Origin of the sequence: Actinoplanes sp. TFC3 (assembly GCF_001553785.1) — a bacterium.
In the GTDB taxonomy this organism is placed as follows: Bacteria; Actinomycetota; Actinomycetes; order Mycobacteriales; family Micromonosporaceae; genus Actinoplanes.
Map to the genome: position 1 here is coordinate 5,378,155 of NZ_LOJP01000001.1, position 20,454 is coordinate 5,398,608.

General features: G+C 67.6%; 18 protein-coding genes and 2 tRNA genes. 9 read left to right on the plus strand and 11 right to left on the minus strand.

The genetic code is table 11. The features are described 5' to 3' along the window. Positions 1 to 14: 14 nt before the first annotated feature. Both TFC3_RS24170 and TFC3_RS24175 read right to left on the minus strand, forming a co-directional pair. A complete protein-coding gene (locus tag TFC3_RS24170) occupies positions 15 to 1,814 on the minus strand; it encodes a sensor domain-containing diguanylate cyclase (protein WP_067504158.1) in 1,800 nt (599 codons plus the stop codon). A gap of 59 nt (positions 1,815 to 1,873) precedes the next feature. Further along, positions 1,874 to 3,154, minus strand: a complete 1,281-nt coding sequence (locus TFC3_RS24175) for an MFS transporter (RefSeq protein ID WP_067504161.1) — start codon at positions 3,152 to 3,154, stop codon at positions 1,874 to 1,876. Between the two features lie 90 nt (positions 3,155 to 3,244). Between TFC3_RS24175 and TFC3_RS24180 the strand changes: the two genes are divergently transcribed. After that, positions 3,245 to 4,183, plus strand: a complete 939-nt coding sequence (locus TFC3_RS24180) for a MerR family transcriptional regulator (protein ID WP_067504164.1) — start codon at positions 3,245 to 3,247, stop codon at positions 4,181 to 4,183. Here TFC3_RS24180 and TFC3_RS24185 read toward each other — a convergent pair. Continuing rightward, positions 4,128 to 4,718: an antibiotic biosynthesis monooxygenase gene (locus TFC3_RS24185; protein ID WP_067504166.1), complete on the minus strand. Its 591-nt coding sequence runs from the start codon at positions 4,716 to 4,718 to the stop codon at positions 4,128 to 4,130. The two genes, TFC3_RS24180 and TFC3_RS24185, sit on opposite strands and share 56 nt — an antisense overlap. A gap of 237 nt (positions 4,719 to 4,955) precedes the next feature. Here TFC3_RS24185 and TFC3_RS24190 point away from each other — a divergent pair, with 237 nt between their 5' ends. Both TFC3_RS24190 and TFC3_RS24195 read left to right on the plus strand, forming a co-directional pair. Continuing rightward, complete coding sequence (locus tag TFC3_RS24190; RefSeq protein WP_236718285.1) at positions 4,956 to 5,849, plus strand: oxidoreductase; 894 nt, start codon at positions 4,956 to 4,958, stop codon at positions 5,847 to 5,849. Positions 5,850 to 5,962: 113 nt separating this feature from the next. Next, positions 5,963 to 6,625, plus strand: a complete 663-nt coding sequence (locus TFC3_RS24195) for a hypothetical protein (RefSeq protein ID WP_236718286.1) — start codon at positions 5,963 to 5,965, stop codon at positions 6,623 to 6,625. 192 nt (positions 6,626 to 6,817) lie between these two features. Here TFC3_RS24195 and TFC3_RS24200 read toward each other — a convergent pair whose 3' ends face one another. Together TFC3_RS24200 and TFC3_RS24205 are read right to left on the minus strand one after the other, a co-directional pair. Then, the gene (locus TFC3_RS24200) at positions 6,818 to 7,453 is read right to left on the minus strand and encodes a response regulator transcription factor (RefSeq protein WP_067504172.1); all 636 of its coding nucleotides are present in this window, start codon (positions 7,451 to 7,453) and stop codon (positions 6,818 to 6,820) included. Continuing rightward, a complete protein-coding gene (locus tag TFC3_RS24205; RefSeq protein WP_067504173.1) occupies positions 7,405 to 8,691 on the minus strand; it encodes a sensor histidine kinase in 1,287 nt (428 codons plus the stop codon). The genes TFC3_RS24200 and TFC3_RS24205 overlap by 49 nt, the downstream gene beginning before the upstream one ends. Positions 8,692 to 8,846: 155 nt before the next feature. Between TFC3_RS24205 and TFC3_RS24210 the strand changes: the two genes are divergently transcribed. The 3 genes from TFC3_RS24210 (at position 8,847) to TFC3_RS24220 (ending at position 11,579) form a co-directional block, all read left to right on the plus strand. Continuing rightward, positions 8,847 to 9,857: an acyl-CoA desaturase gene (locus TFC3_RS24210; protein ID WP_067504175.1), complete on the plus strand. Its 1,011-nt coding sequence runs from the start codon at positions 8,847 to 8,849 to the stop codon at positions 9,855 to 9,857. Positions 9,858 to 10,196: 339 nt separating this feature from the next. Next, positions 10,197 to 11,060, plus strand: a complete 864-nt coding sequence (locus TFC3_RS24215; RefSeq protein WP_369819644.1) for a GNAT family N-acetyltransferase — start codon at positions 10,197 to 10,199, stop codon at positions 11,058 to 11,060. Between the two features lie 9 nt (positions 11,061 to 11,069). After that, a complete protein-coding gene (locus TFC3_RS24220; protein WP_067504179.1) occupies positions 11,070 to 11,579 on the plus strand; it encodes a hypothetical protein in 510 nt (169 codons plus the stop codon). A gap of 172 nt (positions 11,580 to 11,751) precedes the next feature. Here the strand turns inward: TFC3_RS24220 and TFC3_RS24225 are convergent, their stop codons facing one another. After that, a complete protein-coding gene (locus TFC3_RS24225) occupies positions 11,752 to 13,422 on the minus strand; it encodes an AMP-binding protein (RefSeq protein ID WP_067504181.1) in 1,671 nt (556 codons plus the stop codon). Between the two features lie 33 nt (positions 13,423 to 13,455). Beyond that, positions 13,456 to 14,322 (minus strand): CDP-alcohol phosphatidyltransferase family protein, encoded by an 867-nt coding sequence (locus TFC3_RS24230; protein ID WP_067504184.1) that lies wholly within the window; start codon positions 14,320 to 14,322, stop codon positions 13,456 to 13,458. A gap of 682 nt (positions 14,323 to 15,004) precedes the next feature. Here TFC3_RS24230 and TFC3_RS24235 point away from each other — a divergent pair. Together TFC3_RS24235 and TFC3_RS24240 are read left to right on the plus strand one after the other, a co-directional pair. Then, a tRNA-Arg gene (locus TFC3_RS24235) sits at positions 15,005 to 15,078 on the plus strand. 16 nt (positions 15,079 to 15,094) lie between these two features. Next, a tRNA-Lys gene (locus tag TFC3_RS24240) sits at positions 15,095 to 15,167 on the plus strand. A 233-nt stretch (positions 15,168 to 15,400) separates the two neighbouring features. On the opposite strand, the gene TFC3_RS24245 is transcribed toward TFC3_RS24240, so the two are convergent. Next, positions 15,401 to 17,146, minus strand: a complete 1,746-nt coding sequence (locus TFC3_RS24245) for a pyruvate dehydrogenase (RefSeq protein ID WP_067504188.1) — start codon at positions 17,144 to 17,146, stop codon at positions 15,401 to 15,403. A 107-nt stretch (positions 17,147 to 17,253) separates the two neighbouring features. Here TFC3_RS24245 and TFC3_RS24250 point away from each other — a divergent pair, with 107 nt between their 5' ends. Beyond that, positions 17,254 to 18,045 (plus strand): SAM-dependent methyltransferase, encoded by a 792-nt coding sequence (locus TFC3_RS24250; RefSeq protein WP_201787207.1) that lies wholly within the window; start codon positions 17,254 to 17,256, stop codon positions 18,043 to 18,045. 55 nt (positions 18,046 to 18,100) lie between these two features. On the opposite strand, the gene TFC3_RS24255 is transcribed toward TFC3_RS24250, so the two are convergent. From TFC3_RS24255 to TFC3_RS24265, 3 genes are read right to left on the minus strand one after another with little or no spacing between them, the layout of a single operon-like run. Next, positions 18,101 to 18,751 (minus strand): response regulator transcription factor, encoded by a 651-nt coding sequence (locus tag TFC3_RS24255; protein ID WP_067504193.1) that lies wholly within the window; start codon positions 18,749 to 18,751, stop codon positions 18,101 to 18,103. Next, positions 18,748 to 19,872: a sensor histidine kinase gene (locus TFC3_RS24260; RefSeq protein WP_067504197.1), complete on the minus strand. Its 1,125-nt coding sequence runs from the start codon at positions 19,870 to 19,872 to the stop codon at positions 18,748 to 18,750. Before TFC3_RS24260 ends, TFC3_RS24255 begins: the two co-directional genes overlap by 4 nt. Then, positions 19,869 to 20,387, minus strand: coding sequence for a hypothetical protein (locus tag TFC3_RS24265; protein ID WP_067504200.1), 519 nt, complete (start codon positions 20,385 to 20,387; stop codon positions 19,869 to 19,871). The genes TFC3_RS24260 and TFC3_RS24265 overlap by 4 nt, the downstream gene beginning before the upstream one ends. Between the last annotated feature and the right edge of the window lie 67 nt (positions 20,388 to 20,454).

The following is a 20,454-nucleotide window of genomic DNA, read 5'->3' on the forward strand; positions in this document are numbered from 1 at the left end:
GCACCCGGCGGGTCTCAGTCCGCAGCGCGGTGCCTGCCGGTCCTGACCGGTTCAAGGTGTCGCTTCTCGCCGCCGCGGCGCTTGACGGCGTACATGGCGTGGTCGGCGGCGCGCAGGGCTGCGTCGGGGTCGTCGGCCGGGGCGGCCAGGTGTATGCCGACGCTGGCACCGATGGTGACCTCGTGGCCGAGCACCGGGAACGGACGGCTCAGGGCGTGCCGGACGCGGCCGCTCATGGACTCGGCGTCGTCGGGGGCGACGATGCCTGGCATGAGGACCACGAACTCGTCACCGCCGACGCGGGCGAGCACGTCTTGCTCGCGGACGCAGGAACTGAGCCGGGCAGCTACCTGACGCAGCAGTTCGTCGCCGGCCTCGTGGCCGTACGCGTCGTTCACCGGCTTGAAGCCGTCGAGGTCGACGAACAGGACTGCCACCGAGTCGCGCCGAAGTGAGGAGTCGAGGGCGTCCTGCAGGCGGCGGCGGTTGGGTAGACCGGTCAGGGCGTCGTGCTGCGCCTCGTACGTCAACCGTTCCTGGAAGGCTCGGTTATCCGAGATGTCGCGGGCGTTGATGACGATGCCGTTGAGCGCCGGGTTGTGCATCTGATTCGACGCGGTGAACTCGAACCACGTCGCCACCCCGCCGGCGTTGAGAATGCGGGTCTGCAGGCGCATGACACCGGCGTGCTTGGTTTTGAGGTCCTCGAAGACCGCAACCATCTGCGCCCGGTCGTCGGGATGCACCAGCTCGAAGACGTTGCTGCCCTGCAGCGACCCGGCCGGGAAGTGCAGCACGCTCGCCGCGCTCGGGCTGGAGAACGCCACCCGGCCGTCACCGTCGAGCACCGCCACCATGTCGGGGGCGTGCTGGAACAGCGCCTGGAACCGTTCGTCGGCCTGACGGCGCTGCACCTGAGTGCGGTACCCGAGGATGGAGATGCCCACCGCGCCGATCAGCAGCATCGCGAGCAGCGTGACGTTGATGGTCTGGCTGCGGCTGTGCACCGCGCCGTCAAACGAGGCCATGGTCTGCGTGCGCACGTACGCCCAGCCACCCGGCAGCACGTCCCCGCTCACCACGCTGGCGATCCGGTCGACGCCCTCGGACTTGTACTCGACGAACGTGGGCCCCGAAGCTCGCGCCCGGATGGCCGCGCTGATCTGAGGGTCGATCACCGTGCCGATGGCGTTGGCGTCGCTGCTGAAGCCGACCACGCCGCTGCTGTCGACCAGCAAGGTGACGTGCGCGGAACTTTTCAGCTTGGCGGTGTATGCCTGCAGGGTCGTGCTGGCCAGCTCGGTGTATCCCACGAGCACAGCGGCAGTGGCGCCGTTGACGCGAACAGGAACCGCGACGGCCTGCACGCCGACCGGCTTGCCGTCGCTGCTCGGCACCAGCATCACGCCGGAAAATCCGGTGCTGCTCATGGTCTGGTAGCCGGCATCGGAGGCAGGCGGCAGCGCGTTCACCGTGGTCGCGTTCAGCGGCGAACCGGCCGGGGTCGTGATGGCCGCCCCGTACGAGAACACGTCGGACTTGCGCACGAAGTCAGTGAGGGCGGCGGAGTCACCGGCGTTCCCGGCGCCGAGGTTGAAAGGGTAGCTTCCGGCATACGCCGCCAGCTCCTTGGCCCACAGCAGTTGCAGGGACCCGGCCAGGGTGGCGTTGTTCACCGCAAGTGCCTGCGTGTCGGCACGGTGCACCGTGTCAGCGGCCCGCAGCGCGGACCGGTTGACGAGCACGCCGACGATGCCGACAGCCACCAGCAGCAGAACGCTGACGACCACGGCGATCCAATTACGCAGCCGCATGGATACCCTCCTCACCGCCACCATCGGGCGCACCCGAGCCGATCTGAAGGAAACAGCCCTTACACCGGTCCAACCGTGAAGATCGAGATGGTCAGCAGTACGGCACATCCCACGAGCACGGCCCCAGCACCGACAACATCGGTCAGCGACCCGAGCACCGTGTGAGCAAGCAGAAGAGGAACGCTCTGAACCCACACCACGATTGCTTGCATGCGAGCGAGATGGGTTTCAGGTGCCCGGGCCAGCAGAAGCGGAGCGATGCCGGTGGCGAACATCCCCACCCCTGCACCGATGATCACGGCGGCGGCAATGGCCGGAAAGGGATGCCGGGCCAGGCCGAGGCCGAGTGCGCCGGCAGCCGCTAGAAGGAGACCGTGGGTCAGATTCGGGCGTTTACCGGTTTTCAGGACGAGTAGCGCGATGAACGCCGAGACGAGGGCAATCATGCCCGCAATCAGCCCAGCTTCAGTGGCCGGCCAGTGGCGCTGGTGGGCAAGGATCGGGATCAGCGAGCTGGTGACCGGGAGCAGAAAGAACGCGGCTACAGCGGTCAGCAGGAGGGCTCGCCGCATCACCAGGTCCGAGAACGCCACTCGCAAGCCATCTCGGATTTCCCGTCTTCCCTCAGAAGATTTCTCCTCTACCTCTGCCGAGGACCTCCCCTGCCCCTGCCCCTCCGCCTTCTCCTTCAGCATCGATGCATCTTGCATTGAGAAACTTGCCCGCTGTGATACCAAAGCTGAGGCGAGGCGCACGCGCTGACGTCTTCGAGCCTCCGGAGCCACTATTGATGACCGAGGCCTGATCAGCAGGAGAACTGCGGCCATGCCCACGAAGGTTGCAGCGTTGATGACGGCTGCCAGAGGGAGACCGTCAGCCGAGACCAGCACACCGCCCAGCGCCGGACCGGCGAAAGCTGCCAGCTGACCGGCCAGCTGACGAGCCGATGCTGCCCGGGTAAGGTGCGCCGGCGTCACCAGCCGACGAGGCATGGACCCGGTCGACGGCAGGTAGAACGCATCGGCGATGCCGATGACCAGTGCCGCCGCCACCAGCACCGCGGGATGGTCCGTGATCCGCCACGCGACCAGCGCAAGGGACAGGGTCACCCCGGCCATCGCCACGTCGGCTGCGATCATGACCTGCCAGGCGCCGATGCGGTCCGCTACCGCGCCACCGACCAGTAGCAGGAGCCCGCGTGGCACCACGATGGCGGTGAGCACCAGACCAGCCCAGGCTCCGCCCCAGCCAGCCGCTGACCAGGCCATGGCGAAGCCCATCACCTGCGTACCTGTTGATGACAGCGTGGCTGCACCGAGCCACCATCCGAATCTGCGCACCTCGTCACCGTGGAGCCTCGACTTGGTCGAGGGTCAAATCCGGAAATCGGATTTGTGTCTCCCCTAAGGGCAGGGTGCAGGGTGACACCCATGAACATCCCAATCGGCGAGCTGGCGCAGCGAACAGGAATGACGGTCAGGGCCATCAGGTTCTATTCCGACCGGGGACTGGTGCCTGTTGCTGAGCGCACCCCCGCTGGTTACCGACGCTATGACGCGGAGGCCGTCGCCCGGCTCGACTTGATCCGGACATTGCGCGAGCTCGGCTTGAACCTGCCCACGATCCGTCAGGTCGTGGATCGGGAGCTAGCTCTTGCCGACGTTGCCGCCGCCCATGCGGAGGCGCTGTCCGTGCAGATAAAGACACTACGGTTCCGGAGAGCGGCGCTGCTGGCGGTCGCTCAGCGCGGATCAGCGCGTCTGTTGTCGGAGGTGACCGCCTTCTCCACAGATGAGCGACGGCGCCTGGCCGACGAGTTTCTCGACTCCGTCTTCGGTGACCACAGCGAGCACCCGGCCTTCGACGGAATCGCTCGCTCGCTGACCCCTGAGCTTCCCGACGCCCCCACCGCCGAGCAGGTCGACGCGTGGGTCGAATGGGCCCAGCTCGCCCGGGACCCCGATTTCCGCGGCTCCCTGAGCCGCCTCGCCGCACAGCACGCCGCCGACCAGCGAGGGCGTCTCCGGCGGGACGTTGTGGCTACCGTGCGCGACATGGCCAGTCCGGTGATGTACGCGCCTCCAGCCTCGCCCCAGGCGGCCCAGGTCGTGTCCATGGTGCTGGCGGACTACGGCGACGTTTGCGGGCTCGAGCCGGGAGACGAACTGCAGCAGCGGCTGATCAGCAGGTTGGAGGCGGCGAAGGATCCTCGACGGGAGCGCTACCTGCACCATCTGTCGGTGATCAACGGATGGACCGAGTCGGAACCGTTGGGGCCGGCGCTCGAATGGTTCCTCGAAGCGCTCCAGGCCACTACTTCCGCCACGGCGGCCGCTCACCATGCAGCCACCACTGCAGGGCCTGGGTGACCCGGGGCAGAACCAGATAGGTCATCAAGGGAGTGAGGCAGATCGTGGTGGCCAGGGTACGCACGACGACGTTGACGTCCGCCAGGAGAGAGCCGATGGTTACCGCCGCGAGCAGGCTGAGCGGGAAGAAGCCGATCCAGATCGTCACCGCCTGCTTCCAGCGTGGTGGAGGCGCCGGGGCGACGGTCAGGTCGTCGATCGAGTGCTCGCGTGGCGGGTCGAACCACCCCTCGATACCGGTGCGTCGTTCGACGCGGGTGTGCTCGACCATGCCCTGCGCCGAGGACAGCCACCACTGCCGTTGTGCTGACTCCTCCCAGGAGTGCAGGGCAGCCGCATCGGCGAAGCGGTACAGCATGTGCCAATCGATCGAGCCCAGCTGCGGGCGCATCCAGCCGACCCCGAGGAAGCCCGGAAAGTGCTCGGCCAGAGCTGCGCCGGCGCGGACCCAGGCGAGCATCTCCGCGTTACGTGACGGATCTGCTCGACGGGTGATTGCCACGGTGACGGCAAGTTCGTGTGGTGCGGTGTGCATGGCCCCTATCCTGCGTTGCTCGTGTTACCAGCGTGCGCGCTTCGGTCGTACAGCTGAGGTAGGTTCTCGACCATGACGGCGCTTCGAAAGACATCCATGGCTGCTATCGGCCTTGTCATCGTCGCCGCGACAGGCGGCTTCACCGCACATACCCCAGCGCCGTCGTGGCAACTCTCGGACACGGGCGTCACGGCCAGGTTCCGTGGGCTCGCCCCGGTCAGCGCAAAGGTCGCGTGGGTGGCCGGATCCGAAGGCACCATTCTCCGTACGGTCGATGGCGCGCGTTCCTGGCAGCGAGTCGGCCCGCCGGGCGCAGCCGAATTGCAGTTCCGCGACATCGAAGCCTTCGACGCCGACCACGCAGTGGCGCTGACGATCGGCGAGGGCGAACAGTCCCGGCTCTATGCCACGGCCAACGGCGGCCGCACCTGGACGGAAACGTTCCGCAACACCGATCCGGCAGCGTTCTACGACTGCGTCACCTTCCTCGACCGCCGCCACGGCTTGGCGTTGTCCGATCCGGTCGGCGGCAAATTTCGCATTCTCGCCACGTCGGATGGCGGCCGCAGCTGGGCGGTGCAGCCCGCCGCCGGAATGCCGGACGCATTGACCGGCGAGTTCGCGTTCGCCGCCAGCGGCACGTGCCTCGTCACTGCCGACCACCATGGCTCCGGCCAGGCTTGGTTCGCCACGGGCGGCGGAGAAGAAGCTCGTGTTTTCCGTACGGTCAATGCGGGCCGGTCCTGGACCGTCACCGGCACTGCCATCCCCAGCGGTCCGAGCGCGGGCATCTACAGCCTGGCCTTCCGCGATCCTCGGCACGGCCTTGCAGTCGGCGGCGACTACGCCACGCCGGAGGCCGCCCCGGACGCGGCAGCGACATCCCACGACGGCGGCCGAACCTGGACACCTGCCCGCACCGAGCCGGGCGAGTACCGGTCGGGCGCAGCCTGGATTGGCGCCTCCACGGCGTTGGCAGTCGGCCCTACAGGCAGTGACATCTCCTACACCGGCGGGCGCACGTGGTTGAAGTTCACCGCCGGCAGCTTCGACGCGGTGCAATGCGTCAGCGGTGCCTGCTGGGCTTCCGGTGAGCAGGGCCGCGTGGCGACGTTGAGCTGGAAGCGCTGACCTTGGCGGAGAAGGGAAGCTGGTGGCAAAACAAGGCGTGGGTCGTCGCTGGCATCGCGGGGCTCGTGGTGATTTCGTGCTGCCTGTCCAACGTCGCATCCAACCTCGATGTGATGTTCGACGAGACGCCGCACATCTGGCTTGCAGTAGCAGCGGCCGTCGCTGTGGCGGCTGCTGTCGCCTCGGCGTGGACCTGGTTGCGTGCTCGCCGCGCCCGGCGCGAGATCGAGGCCTGGACGGACTGGCAGCGCGTCGGCACTGACGGTCCTTGGCCCTGGGAGAAGTCCCTGCCCGCAATGGCTCCCGGAAACGTCGACCTCGTTCCGGACCATGGCCCCATCACGGTGCTGTCCGCCTGGTCGGGCTGGGTAGACGGCCTGCCGGTCCGAGCCGGCGAACTCTCGTGGTCGAGTACGTCGCTGGTCCGCATGACCGGCAAGGCTGACGGTGCCGGCGTATTCGCCTGCGTATCCCTTCCCCGCCCGCTGCCACCGATGGCCGTACACCTACGCGGACAGGCTGCCGGCAAAGAGTTCCAGGACCGCTTTACCGTGCTGGGCGCCGAAGCTCCCGAGCGAATCGGCCAGGTCCTGCGCATCGTGCACATCGACGGCACAGTTCCGACCTGGACGCTCCTGGACAACGAACTCTTCGCCTTCGTCCCCCTGCGCGAACCCGCCCGCCCCCGGCACATCCGCGACGCAGCTCAACGTCTGGCTTGGGTGGCCCAACTCCTGCTCACCGAACCCAACAAGCCCCAGGGCCGCCCCACTTGAGCCAGGGTCGACCGCTGGCCGCTCCCCGACCGCTGGCCGCTCCCCGACCGCTGGCCGCGCTTCAAATGCTGCCCGCTCTCCACCTCGAGTCACTGAGGCTGGCCGGGCGACCCCCGCCGAACGCCGTTCCGCCTTCCGCCACTCAAGCGCCGATCACAAGCGCGCCACTGCAAAGCGTTTGCGCCTCTGCCGTCATGCGTTCAAGTAAGCGAGCACGGCGAGCACCCGGCGGTTGTCGTCGTCGGATGGTGGCATGGCGAGCTTGGTGAAGATGTTGGTGATGTGCTTGCTGATTGCCTTTTCGGTGATGAAGAGCTTGGCGGCGATTGCGCCGTTGGAGCGGCCCTCGGCCATTTCGGCCAGCACTTCGCGTTCGCGGGCGGTGAGCGCTGCCAAGGGTTCGCGGCGGGCCAGGAGCTGGGACACTACTTCGGGGTCCATGGCTGTGCCGCCGTCTGCCACGCGTCTGACTGCGTCCACGAACTGGGCCACATTGGCGACGCGGTCCTTGAGCAGGTAGCCCACTCCGCCACCGGAGCCGGTCAGCAGCTCGCGAGCGTACAGAGGCTCGACATGTTGGGAAAGCACCAGCACCGGCAGGCCTGGAACCTCGGTGCGGGCATCGATCGCGGCTTGCAGGCCTTCGTCGGTGAACGTCGGGGGCAGCCGTACGTCGACTACGGCCACGTCCGGCCGGTGTTTCAGCAGCGCCGGTAGCAATGCCGGGCCGTTGCCCACTGCCTCGACGACCCCGAAGTCGAACGCCTCCAACAGGCGGGTCAACCCGTCCCGGAGAAGGGCGAGGTCTTCGGCGATGACAACGCGCACGGTAGCTCCATGGTGACAACTGTCGGTCCGCCCGGCGGCGAGGACAGCGACATCGTCCCATCAAATACGGCGAGGCGACGTCTCACACCACTCAGCCCGGTCCCCGCTGAGGGGTCCGCGCCTCCACGACCGTCATCGAGAATCACCATAGTCAGCAAGGCGTCGGTGTGCCGGATGGACACCGCAGCCGTGTTGGCGCCGCTGTGCCGCACAACGTTGGTCAACGCCTCAGCGGTCGCGAAGTACGCCGCCGACTCCACGGGGGTTTCCGGGCGGCCCGGCAGCTCGATGTCCACGCTGATGGGCATCGGCAGGCTGAGCGCCAGCGCCCGGACGGCACCGTCGAGGCCTCGTTCGGCCAGCACCGGCGGATGAATGCCTCGCACCAGGTCGCGCAGCTCCACCAACGCCGACCCGCTCGTCTCTCGCGCCTCTGCCAGCAGTTTCCGGACCATCTCCGGATCCCGGTCGAGTAGCTCCTCAGCCAGGCCGATGGTCATGCCCAGCGACACCAGGCGAGCCTGCGCGCCGTCGTGCAGGTCACGCTCGATGCGGCGTAACTCGGCGGCTTGCGCGTCCACGGTGTCCGAGCGCGTCTCGGTCAGCTGGGCGACGCGCAACCGTAGCTGGGCGTTCTTCGTAGGTGCCAGAAGTGTCCAGGCGAACAGCGCTTCCACCCTGCGCAGTTGGGGTGCCGCGATCAGGCCGGTCATCAGGAACAGGACACCTTGCGGGAAGGAAAGCACTCCTTGGCTGAAACTTCCGATCGGCCAGAAAAGTCCGTAGCCGTACCAGTCCACGCCGAGATAGAGCCACAGCGGCAGGAGGGTGACGCCTTCGAGACCGTACAGCGGAATGGCGATCGACACCGCGCCCAGCGCGATACCGATGATCGCGCCGGGTAGCAGCCAGGCCAGGTCGCGCCAGGTCGCCGGGTCGGTCAGAATCCACTTGTAGCGGCGCCAGCCGACGGGCAGGGATCCCTTCGGGCGCGGCGCATAAGGACGCTCGATCGTCACGCACCAACCCGCGGCGAGCCGCCGGGCCAGGTCGGCGCGAGCGCGCACGAGTGAGGTGGCGAAGGGCAACGCGACCATGCCGATGCCGGCCGCCGGGGTCAAAGCCAGAGCAACGATCCAGAGCACGAGCAGCGGCAGGTTGAGCACCGACAGCGCAATCCCGGCCCAGCCGAGACCGACGGCGCGCAGCCCGTTGCGTACCCATGTCTCGATCCCCATGGGTTTCATTGTTGCCCCGGGCCGGGCTGGGCACAGTAGTGCTGGCTCCCGTATGTGTACTCCGGTTCAGCCCGCTCAAGGGTAGGGCTAGCGTTACCCAGAACTCGGGAGCTAGCCCTCCTGACGATGAGCGGAAACCGCGAGACGGTGGACGCATGACAACAACAACCACGCAGCGGCCACGGTCCACGGACTTCGCCGAGCTCGGCCGGCGGATAACCGGCGCGGGCCTGCTGACGCGCAAACCGGGCTACTACACAGTGCGCTTGAGTGTCGTGGCCCTGATGCTGGTCGGTGGTTGGGTGGCCTTCTTCCTCATAGGCGCGTCCTGGTGGACGTCGGCGGTGGCGGCGTTCCTGGCTGTCACGTTCGCCCAGGTGGCGCTCGTGGCCCACGATCTCGCACACCGTCAGGTTTTCCGGACTCAAGCACCGAGCGCTCGGGCAGGCATGATCGCGGGCAACCTGGCCATCGGCATGAGCTATGGCTACTGGCAGGACAAGCACACCAGGCACCACGCCAATCCCAACCACGACGATCTCGATCCCGACGTGGCGCCGGCGGTGCTCGTCTGGTCGCAGGACGCGGCGCGCACCCGGCGCGGACGGATGCAGCGCTGGCTCACACGCAACCAGGCCTGGCTGTTCTTCCCACTGCTCACTCTGCTCGGCCTGAGTTTGCACAAGGACAGCATCAAGGCGCTGCTCAACGGTTCGATCAAGCGCCGCGGGTGGGAGTCGGTGCTGCTGGCCGCTCACTTGATCTTCTATGTAACCGCCTTGGTGACCGTGTTGCAACCATTGCAGGCGTTGACTTTCTTCGTGATCCACCAAGGACTGTTCGGGGTATACCTCGGCCTGACCTTCGCACCGAACCACAAGGGCATGCCGCACCCCACCGGCGACGAGGACTTCCTCCGCAAACAGGTTCTGACGTCCCGCAACGTCCGCGGCGGCCGGCTTACCGACATCGCCCTGGGCGGCCTCAACTACCAGATCGAACACCACCTCTTCCCGGCCATGCCGACGCGCAACCTGCGCCGCGCCCAACCGATCGTGCGGGCCTACTGCCGGGAGATCGGCGTGACCTACGAGGAGACAGGCCTGATCGAGTCCTACGGCATCGCGTTGAAGCACCTGCACGAGGTGGGAGAACCCCTGCGATGACATACCCAGGGGCACGGAGAAGCGCGCCGGTTCCGCAGTCATCGAAAACTGCGGTGCCCCGGCTGATCAAAATGTGGTTGACCGGCTGCCGGTCGCCGTGATGGGGTGAGCCCGCCCGCCGATCGGTGCAAGGTCTGATCGGCGCGAGCAGATGGACCCTCTGCTTGAAGGAATGACGCCTGTGATCTCGGTGAGCCAAGAAGCCGCCTGAGCGTTCCGCGCTACGAACTCGTTTCCAGCGCCTTTGCGTGGCGGCCGCGCTTTCTTCGTCGTCCGTGCACGTCTTCCTTCACCATGCAGAGGTTCACCTTGAGCTTGGATGCCCGCATTCAAGAGTCCGTGGTCGACAACCTGGCCGCCCGGCCCGCACCCGTCGCCGTCGGACCGTTCATCATCGGCGTCGACCCCGGCACCGACAGCCCCGGCATCAACTACGCCACACCGCGACCGGGCCACACCATCACCCCAGCCGACATCACCGCACTGGTGACGGCGTTCCGAACGGCAGAACGCAAACCCCGATTGGAGTACGTCACCAGCACTGCCCCCGACCTCGAACACCTGCTTCTGAACGCCGGATTCGCCGTCGAGGAACGGCACGACTACCTCGTCTGCTCACCTGGTTCGCTGCGGGTTCCACCGATACCCGACGGCTTCCGGGTACTGTCGCCGGCCAACTCCGAGCAGCGCATCGCCATGGTCAATGCCCAGAACGAGGCGTTCGGGGGTGAACCTACGGCCACCGAGCAAGACGCCGAACGCATCGCGCACTTGCAGGACCGCGGCGGCGTTGCGTTCATGGCCATTGATGCGGTCGGCGTGTGCGTGGGCGGTGGTATGGCGACACCACCTAACGGAGGCGGAGGGGGTACGCCCGCTGAGAGCAAGCCCTTGGGCGGCTCGCGCGAAAGCGAGCGCCCGGAAGGCCGGCAAGCGAGCGAGCCAGCGGACGGCCAGCAAGGGAGCGAGCTGGCGAATGGCGGGGTCAGTGAAGTGACGGGGATTGCGGTTGTGACGGCGTACCGGCGGCGGGGGCTTGCTGCGGCGATCACCGGGGCCATTACGGTGCAGCTTTTTGGTGCGGGGGTTGAGGTTGCTTGGCTGGAGGCTTCGGGGCCGGATTCGTGGCGAATCTATGAGCGGGTTGGGTATCGACCGTCGGGCAAGCGACTTTATATGTGCCTGGATCGGGTCGCGGGCTAATTTGGCGGTATGACCACGTCGGCGAGTTGGTTTCAGTCGGTCACCGCCGGCTGGCCGAACTTGTTGCAGGGGCTTGTCAGTGCTGTGATCACTGGTCTGGTGGCGGCTCTGGTCAGCCTTACGGTGGTGAGGCTTACCGACTCGTCGCTGCGCAAGCTGGCTTTGCAGCAACAGGCTCGCGACAAGGTTGTTGACGCTCTTGAGTCCGGCATGCGGACGTTTGTTGGCGTGCCGGACGAGCGTTCGTTGCGGGCGGACATTGAGGACGTTGCGGTCCTTGATCTCCGCTTCCGCATCGCCGCGGCGGTGGTGGCTGCTCAGGATCGGCAGTTCAGCACCGAGCTTGACCGGGTTGCTACTCGGCTGCACGAACTCACCGAGCGCTGGAGTCAGGATGCGGCGCTGGGAACCAAGGAGGCTGCGCTGGATCGGTACAACGAGGTGTGGCAGATCTTCGCCTCCTGCCAAGACGCCATGATTACCTGGTTGCGGCGCGCCGAGCCGGGCTTCCAGGGGTGAAGCCTCGCCTCCAGATCCAGGACATTGACTCCGGGCGCACGAAATCAGAACAAGGACCAAGATCGAGAGTTCCGCACCGAGACGGACGGTTCAGGCGCAAGACGAATCAGGTGTCAGCAGAACAGGAAGTCGGTTGCGCGCCGCCGTGGAAGCGAACGCATCAAACCCAGGCTCACCCGCGGAACTCACCCGGCGGCGTTTCCTTCCCCTCACCGTTCTTCGCCTGCTCAGCCTCCCGAAGCTCCACCCGCCGGATCTTCCCCGAAATGGTCTTCGGCAGGTCAGTGAATTCCAGACGCCGAATCCTCTGGTAAGGCGACAAATGCGTCAGGGAATGCTCGAAGATGGCTTTTGCCGTTTCCTCGGTCGGTTCCCAGCCGGCAGCTAGCACCACGTACGCCTTGGGCACGTTGAGGCGCAGCGCGTCGGGTGATGGCACCACGGCCGCTTCCACCACCGCTTCATGCTTGATCAGGACGCTTTCGAGTTCGAAGGGGGAGATTCGGTAATCCGAGGCTTTGAACACGTCGTCGGTGCGGCCTATGTAGGTGATGTATCCGTCCTTGTCTTGCGAGCCCACGTCGCCGGTGTGGTAGTAGCCGTCGGCCATTACTGCGGCGGTTAGGTCTTCGTCACCGTGGTAGCCGACCATGAGCCCGACGGGGCGCGGGTCGAGCTGCAGGCAGATCTCGCCCTCGGTGGCCGGCTTCCCCGTCAGCGGGTCGATCAGGGCTACGCGGAACCCAGGCACCGGGCGGCCCATCGAGCCCGGACGTACCGGCTGACCAGGTGTGTTGGCGATCTGGACCGACGTCTCGGTCTGGCCGAAGCCGTCGCGGATGGTCACGCCCCAGGCCTCGCGTACCCGCTCGATGACCTCGGGGTTGAGTGGCTCTCCGGCCCCCACCACCAGGCGGGGCGGGGTGCGCAGGGTGCTCAGGTCCGATTGGATCAGCATGCGCCATACGGTGGGCGGCGCACAGAAGCTGGTCACCTCGCAGCGCTGCATCTCGGCCAGCAGCCGCGCGGCGTCGAAGCGGGTGTAGTTGTAGATGAACACGCAAGCCTGGGCGTTCCACGGGGCAAAAACGTTGCTCCAGGCGTGCTTGGCCCAGCCGGGGGACGAGATGTTGAGGTGGATGTCTCCGGGCTGCAGGCCGATCCAGTACATGGTCGACAGGTGGCCGGCCGGGTACGAGGCGTGCGTGTGTTCCACCAGCTTGGGTTGGGCTGTGGTGCCGGATGTGAAGTAGAGCAGCAGCGTGTCGTCGGCGTGGGTCGGGCCGTCCGGCTGGAACGTGGTGCTCTGGTCGTACCCGTCGGAGAAGGTTTTCCATCCCTCGACCGGTTCTCCCACCGCGACCCTCGTCACGTTTTCGTCGATGCCTTCGAAGCGTGGCGCGGCGCTCGAAAGCGCGACCACATGCTGGGCGCCGCCGCGCGCGACACGGGTGCGGACGTCGGCCGGGCCCAGCAGCGGAGTGGCCGGGATGAGCACTGCGCCCAGCTTCATCGCGGCCAGGATAGTTTCCCACAGTTCGACCTGGTTGCCCAGCATGAGGACCAGCCGGTCGCCGCGTTTGACGCCTTGCGCGCGCAGCCAATTGGCCACCTGGTTTGAGCGCTGGGACATCTGCTCGTAGGACAGCTTCTGCTCCGAGCCGTCCTCTTCGACGATCCAGAGCGCAGGTGCATCGTTACCCTGGGCGATTACGTCGAACCAGTCGAGGGCCCAGTTGAACTCGCCGAGCTGGGGCCAGGCGAAGGTCGCGTAGGCGTCGGCGTAGTTCTCGCGACGCTCGATGAGGAAATCGCGGGCGGCCCGGAAAGCTGCAGTACCCATGCTGATCAGCTTGCGCCGGGCCGCCGGTCGGCACTACCCCCGGGTGGGGGTGGGTGCCACCTCGTGGGACTGCTCGGGCACGGCGAGCACTGCCGCAGCGGCGCGGGCCTTGGCCAGGGCCACCGGGAAGGCGCGGGTGGACTGCCAGAGGCGGTAGATCAGGCGCAGTTCGAAGACCAGCATCAGGGCCCCGGCCAGCACCGCGAAGGGAATGATCAGGCCGGTCAGGGGGCCGATGATGAAGACCGTCATCTCGTACTCGATGCCGCTGAACAGGTGTGTGCGGATGCGCCGCGACAGCAGCAGGTGGCGAACCTTCGCGCGCGGGCCGTGAGCGACGGCGGCGGCCGCAGCGGGAGCTTCGGGCGGCGGCGGGAGGATCGGGCCGCGCGCTTCGGCGATCTGGTCGCGCATGGTCTGGCGGACCTTGGCCATCTGCTGGCCGTTGAGATAGCGGAACAGGTCCAGGAAGACCACGGCGATCATGACCCAGAGGTACGTGTCAGAGCCCGTCCGTTCGTACTGGCCACCGAAGAGCGCCAGGGCACAGATGAACACGCGAACCCGGTCGAACATGAAGTCGAGCCAGGTCCCGAACATCGACCCGGTTCCATTGAGCCGGGCGATCTTGCCGTCCATGCAGTCGACGATGAAGCTGACGTGGAACAGCAGCGCCCCGGCCACGACCCACCAGCGCTCACCCGTGGCGAACGCCGCGGCGGCTCCCAGGCCGAGGATGGTTGCGATTCCGGTGAGAAAATTCGGCGTGATCCACCGGTACGGCGAGACGAGCCACACCAACCGGGCCGCCACCGGGTCCACCAGCAGCACAGTCCACCAGGCGTCCTTGGCTTTGTAGGTCTGCTCGCGGATCTCGCGCAGGGATGAGCGTCGCACCATAACCCCAATCAACGCCCCGGCCCCGCACCGGAAACGTCTTATGTCCGTTTTGTTAGCCTAGCGACCACCTCTGTCTAGGTGATCGTGAAATTGTCACGTTACAAAGGTGCCTGAGCTTGGCGGCCGCCGAGGGGCGGTCCTCTTCGGTCGAGAGTTCCCCGGATCGCCCGGAGCTGTCCGGCAGGTCGAGGTGCTTCCAGGCCGCCAAGAAGCCCTCGGAGCGGTCCGGTAGCTCGAGCCCGAGGAGCCCTCAGAGCGGCGCCGAGTTCCGAGCCATTGGAATCCCCAGAGCAGCCCGGCGGCAGCATGCCATATATCTCCCCTGGCGGACATCCCCGGCTCGCCGATCGTTCACTTCGATGCCCGTGAAATACCCTGGCGCACTTTACGCAGTCCGATCGGACAGGGTGTCGCGTTCGTCGCGTTCGCGGGCGCCTCAAGGTGCGCTCGCAGAGGGAAGCAGCCAGCGAGAGGGCCACAGCCCGACCGGAGAAGAAGTCACGGCCGAAAAGAGAGGTCCGGCCGCAGAGAAGGCGCGATTAAATGCGTTGAAGAACGCCGCCGGCCTGTTCTATGGTTTTCCCATGACGAAGCGAATGCGCACCACCCCGGCACGGCGAAGCGGCTGACAATCAGCCTCCTCCGTCCGCCGCCGGCCTGCCCGGCGGCTTTTTCTTTTCCTACCCCCATGGCGCAGTGGGACAGCGCGCGACGCTACGAACGTCGAGGCCGCAGGTTCGAATCCTGCTGGGGGTGCGCAGCAGTAAACCGGGCGCCGCTAGCTCAACTGGCAGAGCAATTGACTCTTAATCAATCGGTTCGGGGTTCGATTCCCCGGCGGCGCACTTTCCTTGGAAATTCATCACCGCAGGCGGGGCGTTGGCTGCCCGGCCGCCGCTCATAACGGCGGAAGGCCCGGTTCGACACCGGGGCCTGCGACTCGGCACCCCATCGAGGTCGCCATGCAGGACCTGTCGCCGATGGTGGTGGTCCCGGTGGCCGCCGCCCGCAGGAGCCTGCGCAAGCTGCGGGGGCGGGAAGCCGGGGCTGGTGCCCGGGTTCGCGGGCGTGGCGGTGTCTAGCCGCCCAGGTTCCGCAAGTTCGTCCGAGCCAGGTGCAGCATCGACCCGACCCCGCCACCCAGCACCGTCTTACTCGTCGACAGCGCAAAGCCCTTCGCCTCGGCGGCCGTGATGTGCGGCGGCATGGACAGCGCGTCCGGATCTGTCACCACGTCCAGCAGGGCCGGGCCGTCATGGTCGAGGACCGCCCGCAGGGCACTGCGCACCTCGTCCGGCTTCTCGACGCGCACCGCATGGAAACCCGCCGCCCGGGCAATAGCGGCAAAATCAACCGCATCATGATCCGTCTCGTACGGCGGAGCGCCGTCGACCATCATCTCCAGCCGGACCATGCCCAAGCTCGAGTTGTTGAACACGACCACCTTGACGGGCAGCCGGTGGGTGCGCACGGTCAGCAACTCGCCGAGCAGCATGGCCAGGCCACCGTCGCCGGACATCGAGATGACCTGGCGGTTGCGGTCGACGAGCTGGGCGCCGATCGCATGCGGCAACGCGTTGGCCATCGTGCCGTGCACCCACGAACCCATCAGCCGCCGCCGGCCGTTCGGCGTGATGTAGCGGGCAATCCAGGTGCAGCACATGCCGGTGTCGGCAGTGAACACCGCGTCGCCGGCGGCCTCCTCGTCGAGGATCGACGCCACGTACTCGGGGTGGATCGGGGTCAGGTGCTCGACGTCGTGGGTGTACGCCTCGACCGTGCTGTCCAGCTTCTTGCTGTGCTCCCTGAGCGTCTTGTCCAGGAACGAGCGGTCGTCGCGCGCGGTCAGCAGCGGCAGCAGCCCCCGGATCGTCGCCCCCACATCGCCGGCCACGCCCAGTTCCAGCTCGGAACGCCGGCCCAGACGCGACGGGTCGATGTCGACCTGGATGGTGTTCTTCTGCGGCAGGAAAGCGCGGTAGGGGAAGTCGGTGCCGAGCAGCAACAACACGTCGGCTTCGTGGCAGGCGTCGTAACACGCGCCATAGCCCAGCAAACCTGACATACCCACGTCGTACGGGTTGTCGTACTGCAGGATGTCCTTGCCCCTGAGGCTGTGACCCACCGGGGCATTCAGCGCCGCAGCCAGCGCGAGCACCTCCTCGCGCGCGTCCGCACACCCGATGCCGGCAAAGATCGCCACCTTGGCCGCGCCGTTGAGCCGGGCCGCCAGGTCCTCGAGCACCTCGGGCGCCGGAGCGGGCAGGGGGCGGCGAGCGGCCGGCGCCGACGATCCGGTCTCGTTGACCGCGTCCGCCTCCAGCAGGTCCCCCGGCGCCACCAGCACCGCAGCGCCCTGCAACCCGACCGCGTTCTGGATCGCGACGCGGGCCATCCGGGGCATCTGCGCCGGCGTGGACAGCAGCTCGGCCCAGTGGCTGGCCTGCTCGAACAGCCGCTTCGGGTCGGTCTCCTGGAAGAAACCGGTGCCGATCTCGGTCGAGGTGATGTGCGAGGCGATCGCCAGCACCGGCGCGCCCGAGCGGTGCGCATCGAAGACGCCCTGGATCAGGTGGGTGTTGCCCGGCCCGGCGCTGCCCGCGCAGACCGCCAGCTTGCCCGTGAGCTGGGCCTCGGCCGCCGCCGCGAACGCCGCTGCCTCCTCGTTGTGCACATGCACCCAGTCGATCGCGTCGTTGCGCCGGATCGCGTCGCTGAGCGCGTTGAGGCTGTCCCCGACAATGCCGTAGATCCGCTCGACGCCGGCCTGCACCAGCACCTCGACGAGCTGATCGGCAACGGTCTGCTTCTTTCCGAAAGCCATGGCGCCCGAGTACCCCGGTATCCGGGTTTCGAACTCCGCGGCGGCTGTGTCCTACGTCGACAGAGCCGGGCTACTCATCCTCCGGCGGGGAAGGTACGTTGATGTCCATGACGGTCCCCGCTGGCATCGATGTCAATGTGCCGAACGCCGCCCGGATGTACGACTACTACCTGGGCGGCAAGGACAACTTCGCAGCCGACCGGGCCGCCGCCGAAGCCGTCCTGGCCGTGGCCCCCGAGATGCGCGCGGCCGCCGCCTCGGGCCGGGCGCTGATCGAGCGGGTCGTCAACCACCTGGTCCGCGAACGCGGCATCCGTCAGATCCTCGACCTGGGCTCGGGGCTGCCCGCGGCCAAGAACGTGCACGAGTTCGCCCAGGCGGCCCACCCGGACGCCCGCGTGGTCTACGTCGACTACGACGACGTGGTCTGCACCCACGGCCGGTTCCTGCTGACCGACCCGGGCCGCGCGCGCATCGTGCACCGCGACTTCCTGGAACCCGAGACCATCCTGCAGGACCCCGAGGTCACCGGCCTGCTCGACTTCGACCAGCCGGTCGCCGTGCTGATGATGTTCCTGCTGCACCTGGTTCCGGACAGCGCCCACCCGCACGACGCGGTGGCCGAGTACCGCAAGGCCCTCGCCCCGGGCAGCTACTTGGCCATCTCGCACGCGGCGAACGACGCCCGGCCCGACTACATGGCCCGCATCTCCGACATCTACGAGCGCGCCAACACCCCGTTCACGCCGCGCGACCGCCCGAGCATCGAGGCCTTCTTTGGCGACTTCGTCTTCGAGGCGCCGGGGCTGGTGAACATCTGGCCGCACGAGGCGTTGCCGGCCGGGGTGGATCCGGAGCTGGCCCGCACCGGCTATGGCGGCGTGGCCCGCAAACCCTGAGCTGACCTCAGCGCAGACAGGCCAGCAGGTAGGACAGGCCGGCCGGCAAGACAGCTCAGCGTGCCCGCCCGGTCCGGAACGCGTAGGCGACAAGGGCGGCCCGATCCCGGCACGCCGTCTTGGCCAGCAGATGGTTGATGTGCGTCTTCACCGTCGCCTCGGACACGTGCAGCCGCCCCGCGATCTCCGCGTTGCTGTGCCCGTGGGCGATCTCGCGCAGCACGTCCTCCTCGCGCGCGGTCAGCAACCCCGACGGTGACTCCGGAGCCACCCCGAACGGCGCCCCCGCGGCCAGCGCCTCCAGCAACCGCCGCTGCACCGACGGGTCGAGTTGGGCCTCCCCCGCCGCCACCGTCAGCACGGCCTGCCGGATCTCCTCGGCTCCCGCATCCTTGGTCAGGTAACCCTTCGCCCCGGCCTGCAAAGCCTGGAAAACCGACCGATCATCCGCGTACGTCGTGAGCACCACAACCCGCGCCCGCGCCCCCGAGGCCACCAGTCGTGACGTTGCCTCGATCCCATCCACGCCGGGCATGTTGAGGTCCATCAGAATCACGTCCGGGTCGTGCTCGCCGGCCTGGCGGATCGCGTCGCCGCCGTCGATGGCCGTGCCGACCACGGTGATGTCGTCGAGCAGCCCGAGCATCATCGCCAAGCCGTCCCGGACCACCTTCTGGTCGTCGGCCACTAGCACGGTGACAGTCACTGTGCGCCTTTCAAGGGAAGGGACAACCACACCCGCCAGCCTGCCCCCTCGGGACCGGCCGTCAACTGCCCACCGGCCAGCGCCGCGCGCTCGGCCAGCCCGGTCAACCCGAACCCACCCGAGGGCAACTGCGGGACCGGCGAGCCGCCGCTGTCGGTGACCGAAACTTCGACAGCCGCATCGGTCCACGTCAACGACACCGCGACGGTAGCGGACGGACCGGCGTGCTTGGCCGCGTTGGTCAGCGCTTCCTGCACCGTGCGGTACAACGCCAGCCCGTCCTCGGGTGGCATCGGGCGCGGCGTGCCGGTGACGGTCAGCGTCGCCCCGGAATTCTGCACGAGCTCGGGGATCAGCGACGGCCCCGGCACCCGGTCGCCGCGCAGCGTCTCGACTACCTGGCGAGCCCCGCTCAAGCCGTCACGGGCCAGGCTGTGCGCCCCGGAGATCTGCTCGATCACCCGCGGGTCGGCCGACGTCTTCGTGGCCAGCAGGCGTGCCCCTTCCAACTTGACTGTCAGCCCGGCCAGCGTGTGCGCGAGGACGTCGTGCAGTTCGCGGGCGATGCGGGAGCGCTCGGCCAGCCGGGCCGACTCCTCTCGGGCCGCGCGGGTCTCAGCCTCCTGGGCGAGGCGTTCCTCGGCGGCGTCGCGGGCGGCCCGGTTGGCTTGCGCGAAGGCCGACGCCATGAACAGGAAGAAGCCGCCGATGGCCAGGTTGAGAAACGCGGTGATGCCGTGCTGGGCGTTGTACGCCTCGACCAAGGCCGTGCAGGCGACCACCAGCCCGCCGCAGATCAGGGCGATCCGGCGCGGCAGGCGCAACCCCATCCCCGCCACCGCCATGAACCCCAGCACATAGCCGGGGCCGTCCGGGCGGACCAGGTCGATGCCCGCCCCGCACAGCCCGGCGCCGGTCAGTGCGATCGCCTGCCCGGACAGCCCGGCGGCCCGGATCCACAGCGAGGTGCCGGCGAGCCACAATGCCAGCCCGGCCACGACCAGCACCGGTAGCAGGATGCGGGCGGCCCCCGGCTCGGGCAGCCCGGCCAGGATCGCGTCGACCGCGATGACTGCCGCGCTGGCCCAGACCAGGGGCCGGTACCCGACGCTGGAGTTCACCGCGCCATTGTCCCGGACAACTCGGGGCGGCGGACGCGGGACGCGGCGATCACGGTGACGGCGAGCCGGGCGAGCACCATGGTCAGCGCCATCAGCACGAACGCGGCGGTCCAGGCGTCGGCGCCGGTGATCAGGTTGTCGCGGGAGAACGTGATCAGGGCCTCGGTGAACCAGTGGTCGGCGCCGTAGATGAACAGCATGCGCGCCACGGTGACGCCGGCCCAGATCGTGGCGAAGCCGAGCCCGGCGGTGGTCAGGATCTTGCCGGTGGAGGTGTCGCGGTGGACCTTGACCAACAGGCCGGAACCGATGCCGAGGGCGAGGCCGAAACCGGCGAACGCCAGCACCAGGGGGATGTCATTGCCGCCGGTCGGGAACGAGTGCAGGTAGTACGCCGCGACGCCGAGCACGATGAGCACCGGGCGGATGAGGCGGTGCTTGGCGTATTCGTGGGTGCCAAGGCCGGTGGTCAGAACGAGAACCAGGATGCCGATGCTGATCAGGTAGTTCGTCATGTGTCAAACGATCCGGCAGAACCGTCGATCACGAATCGGCGCACAGATGGAGTTCCCGCCTCCACCC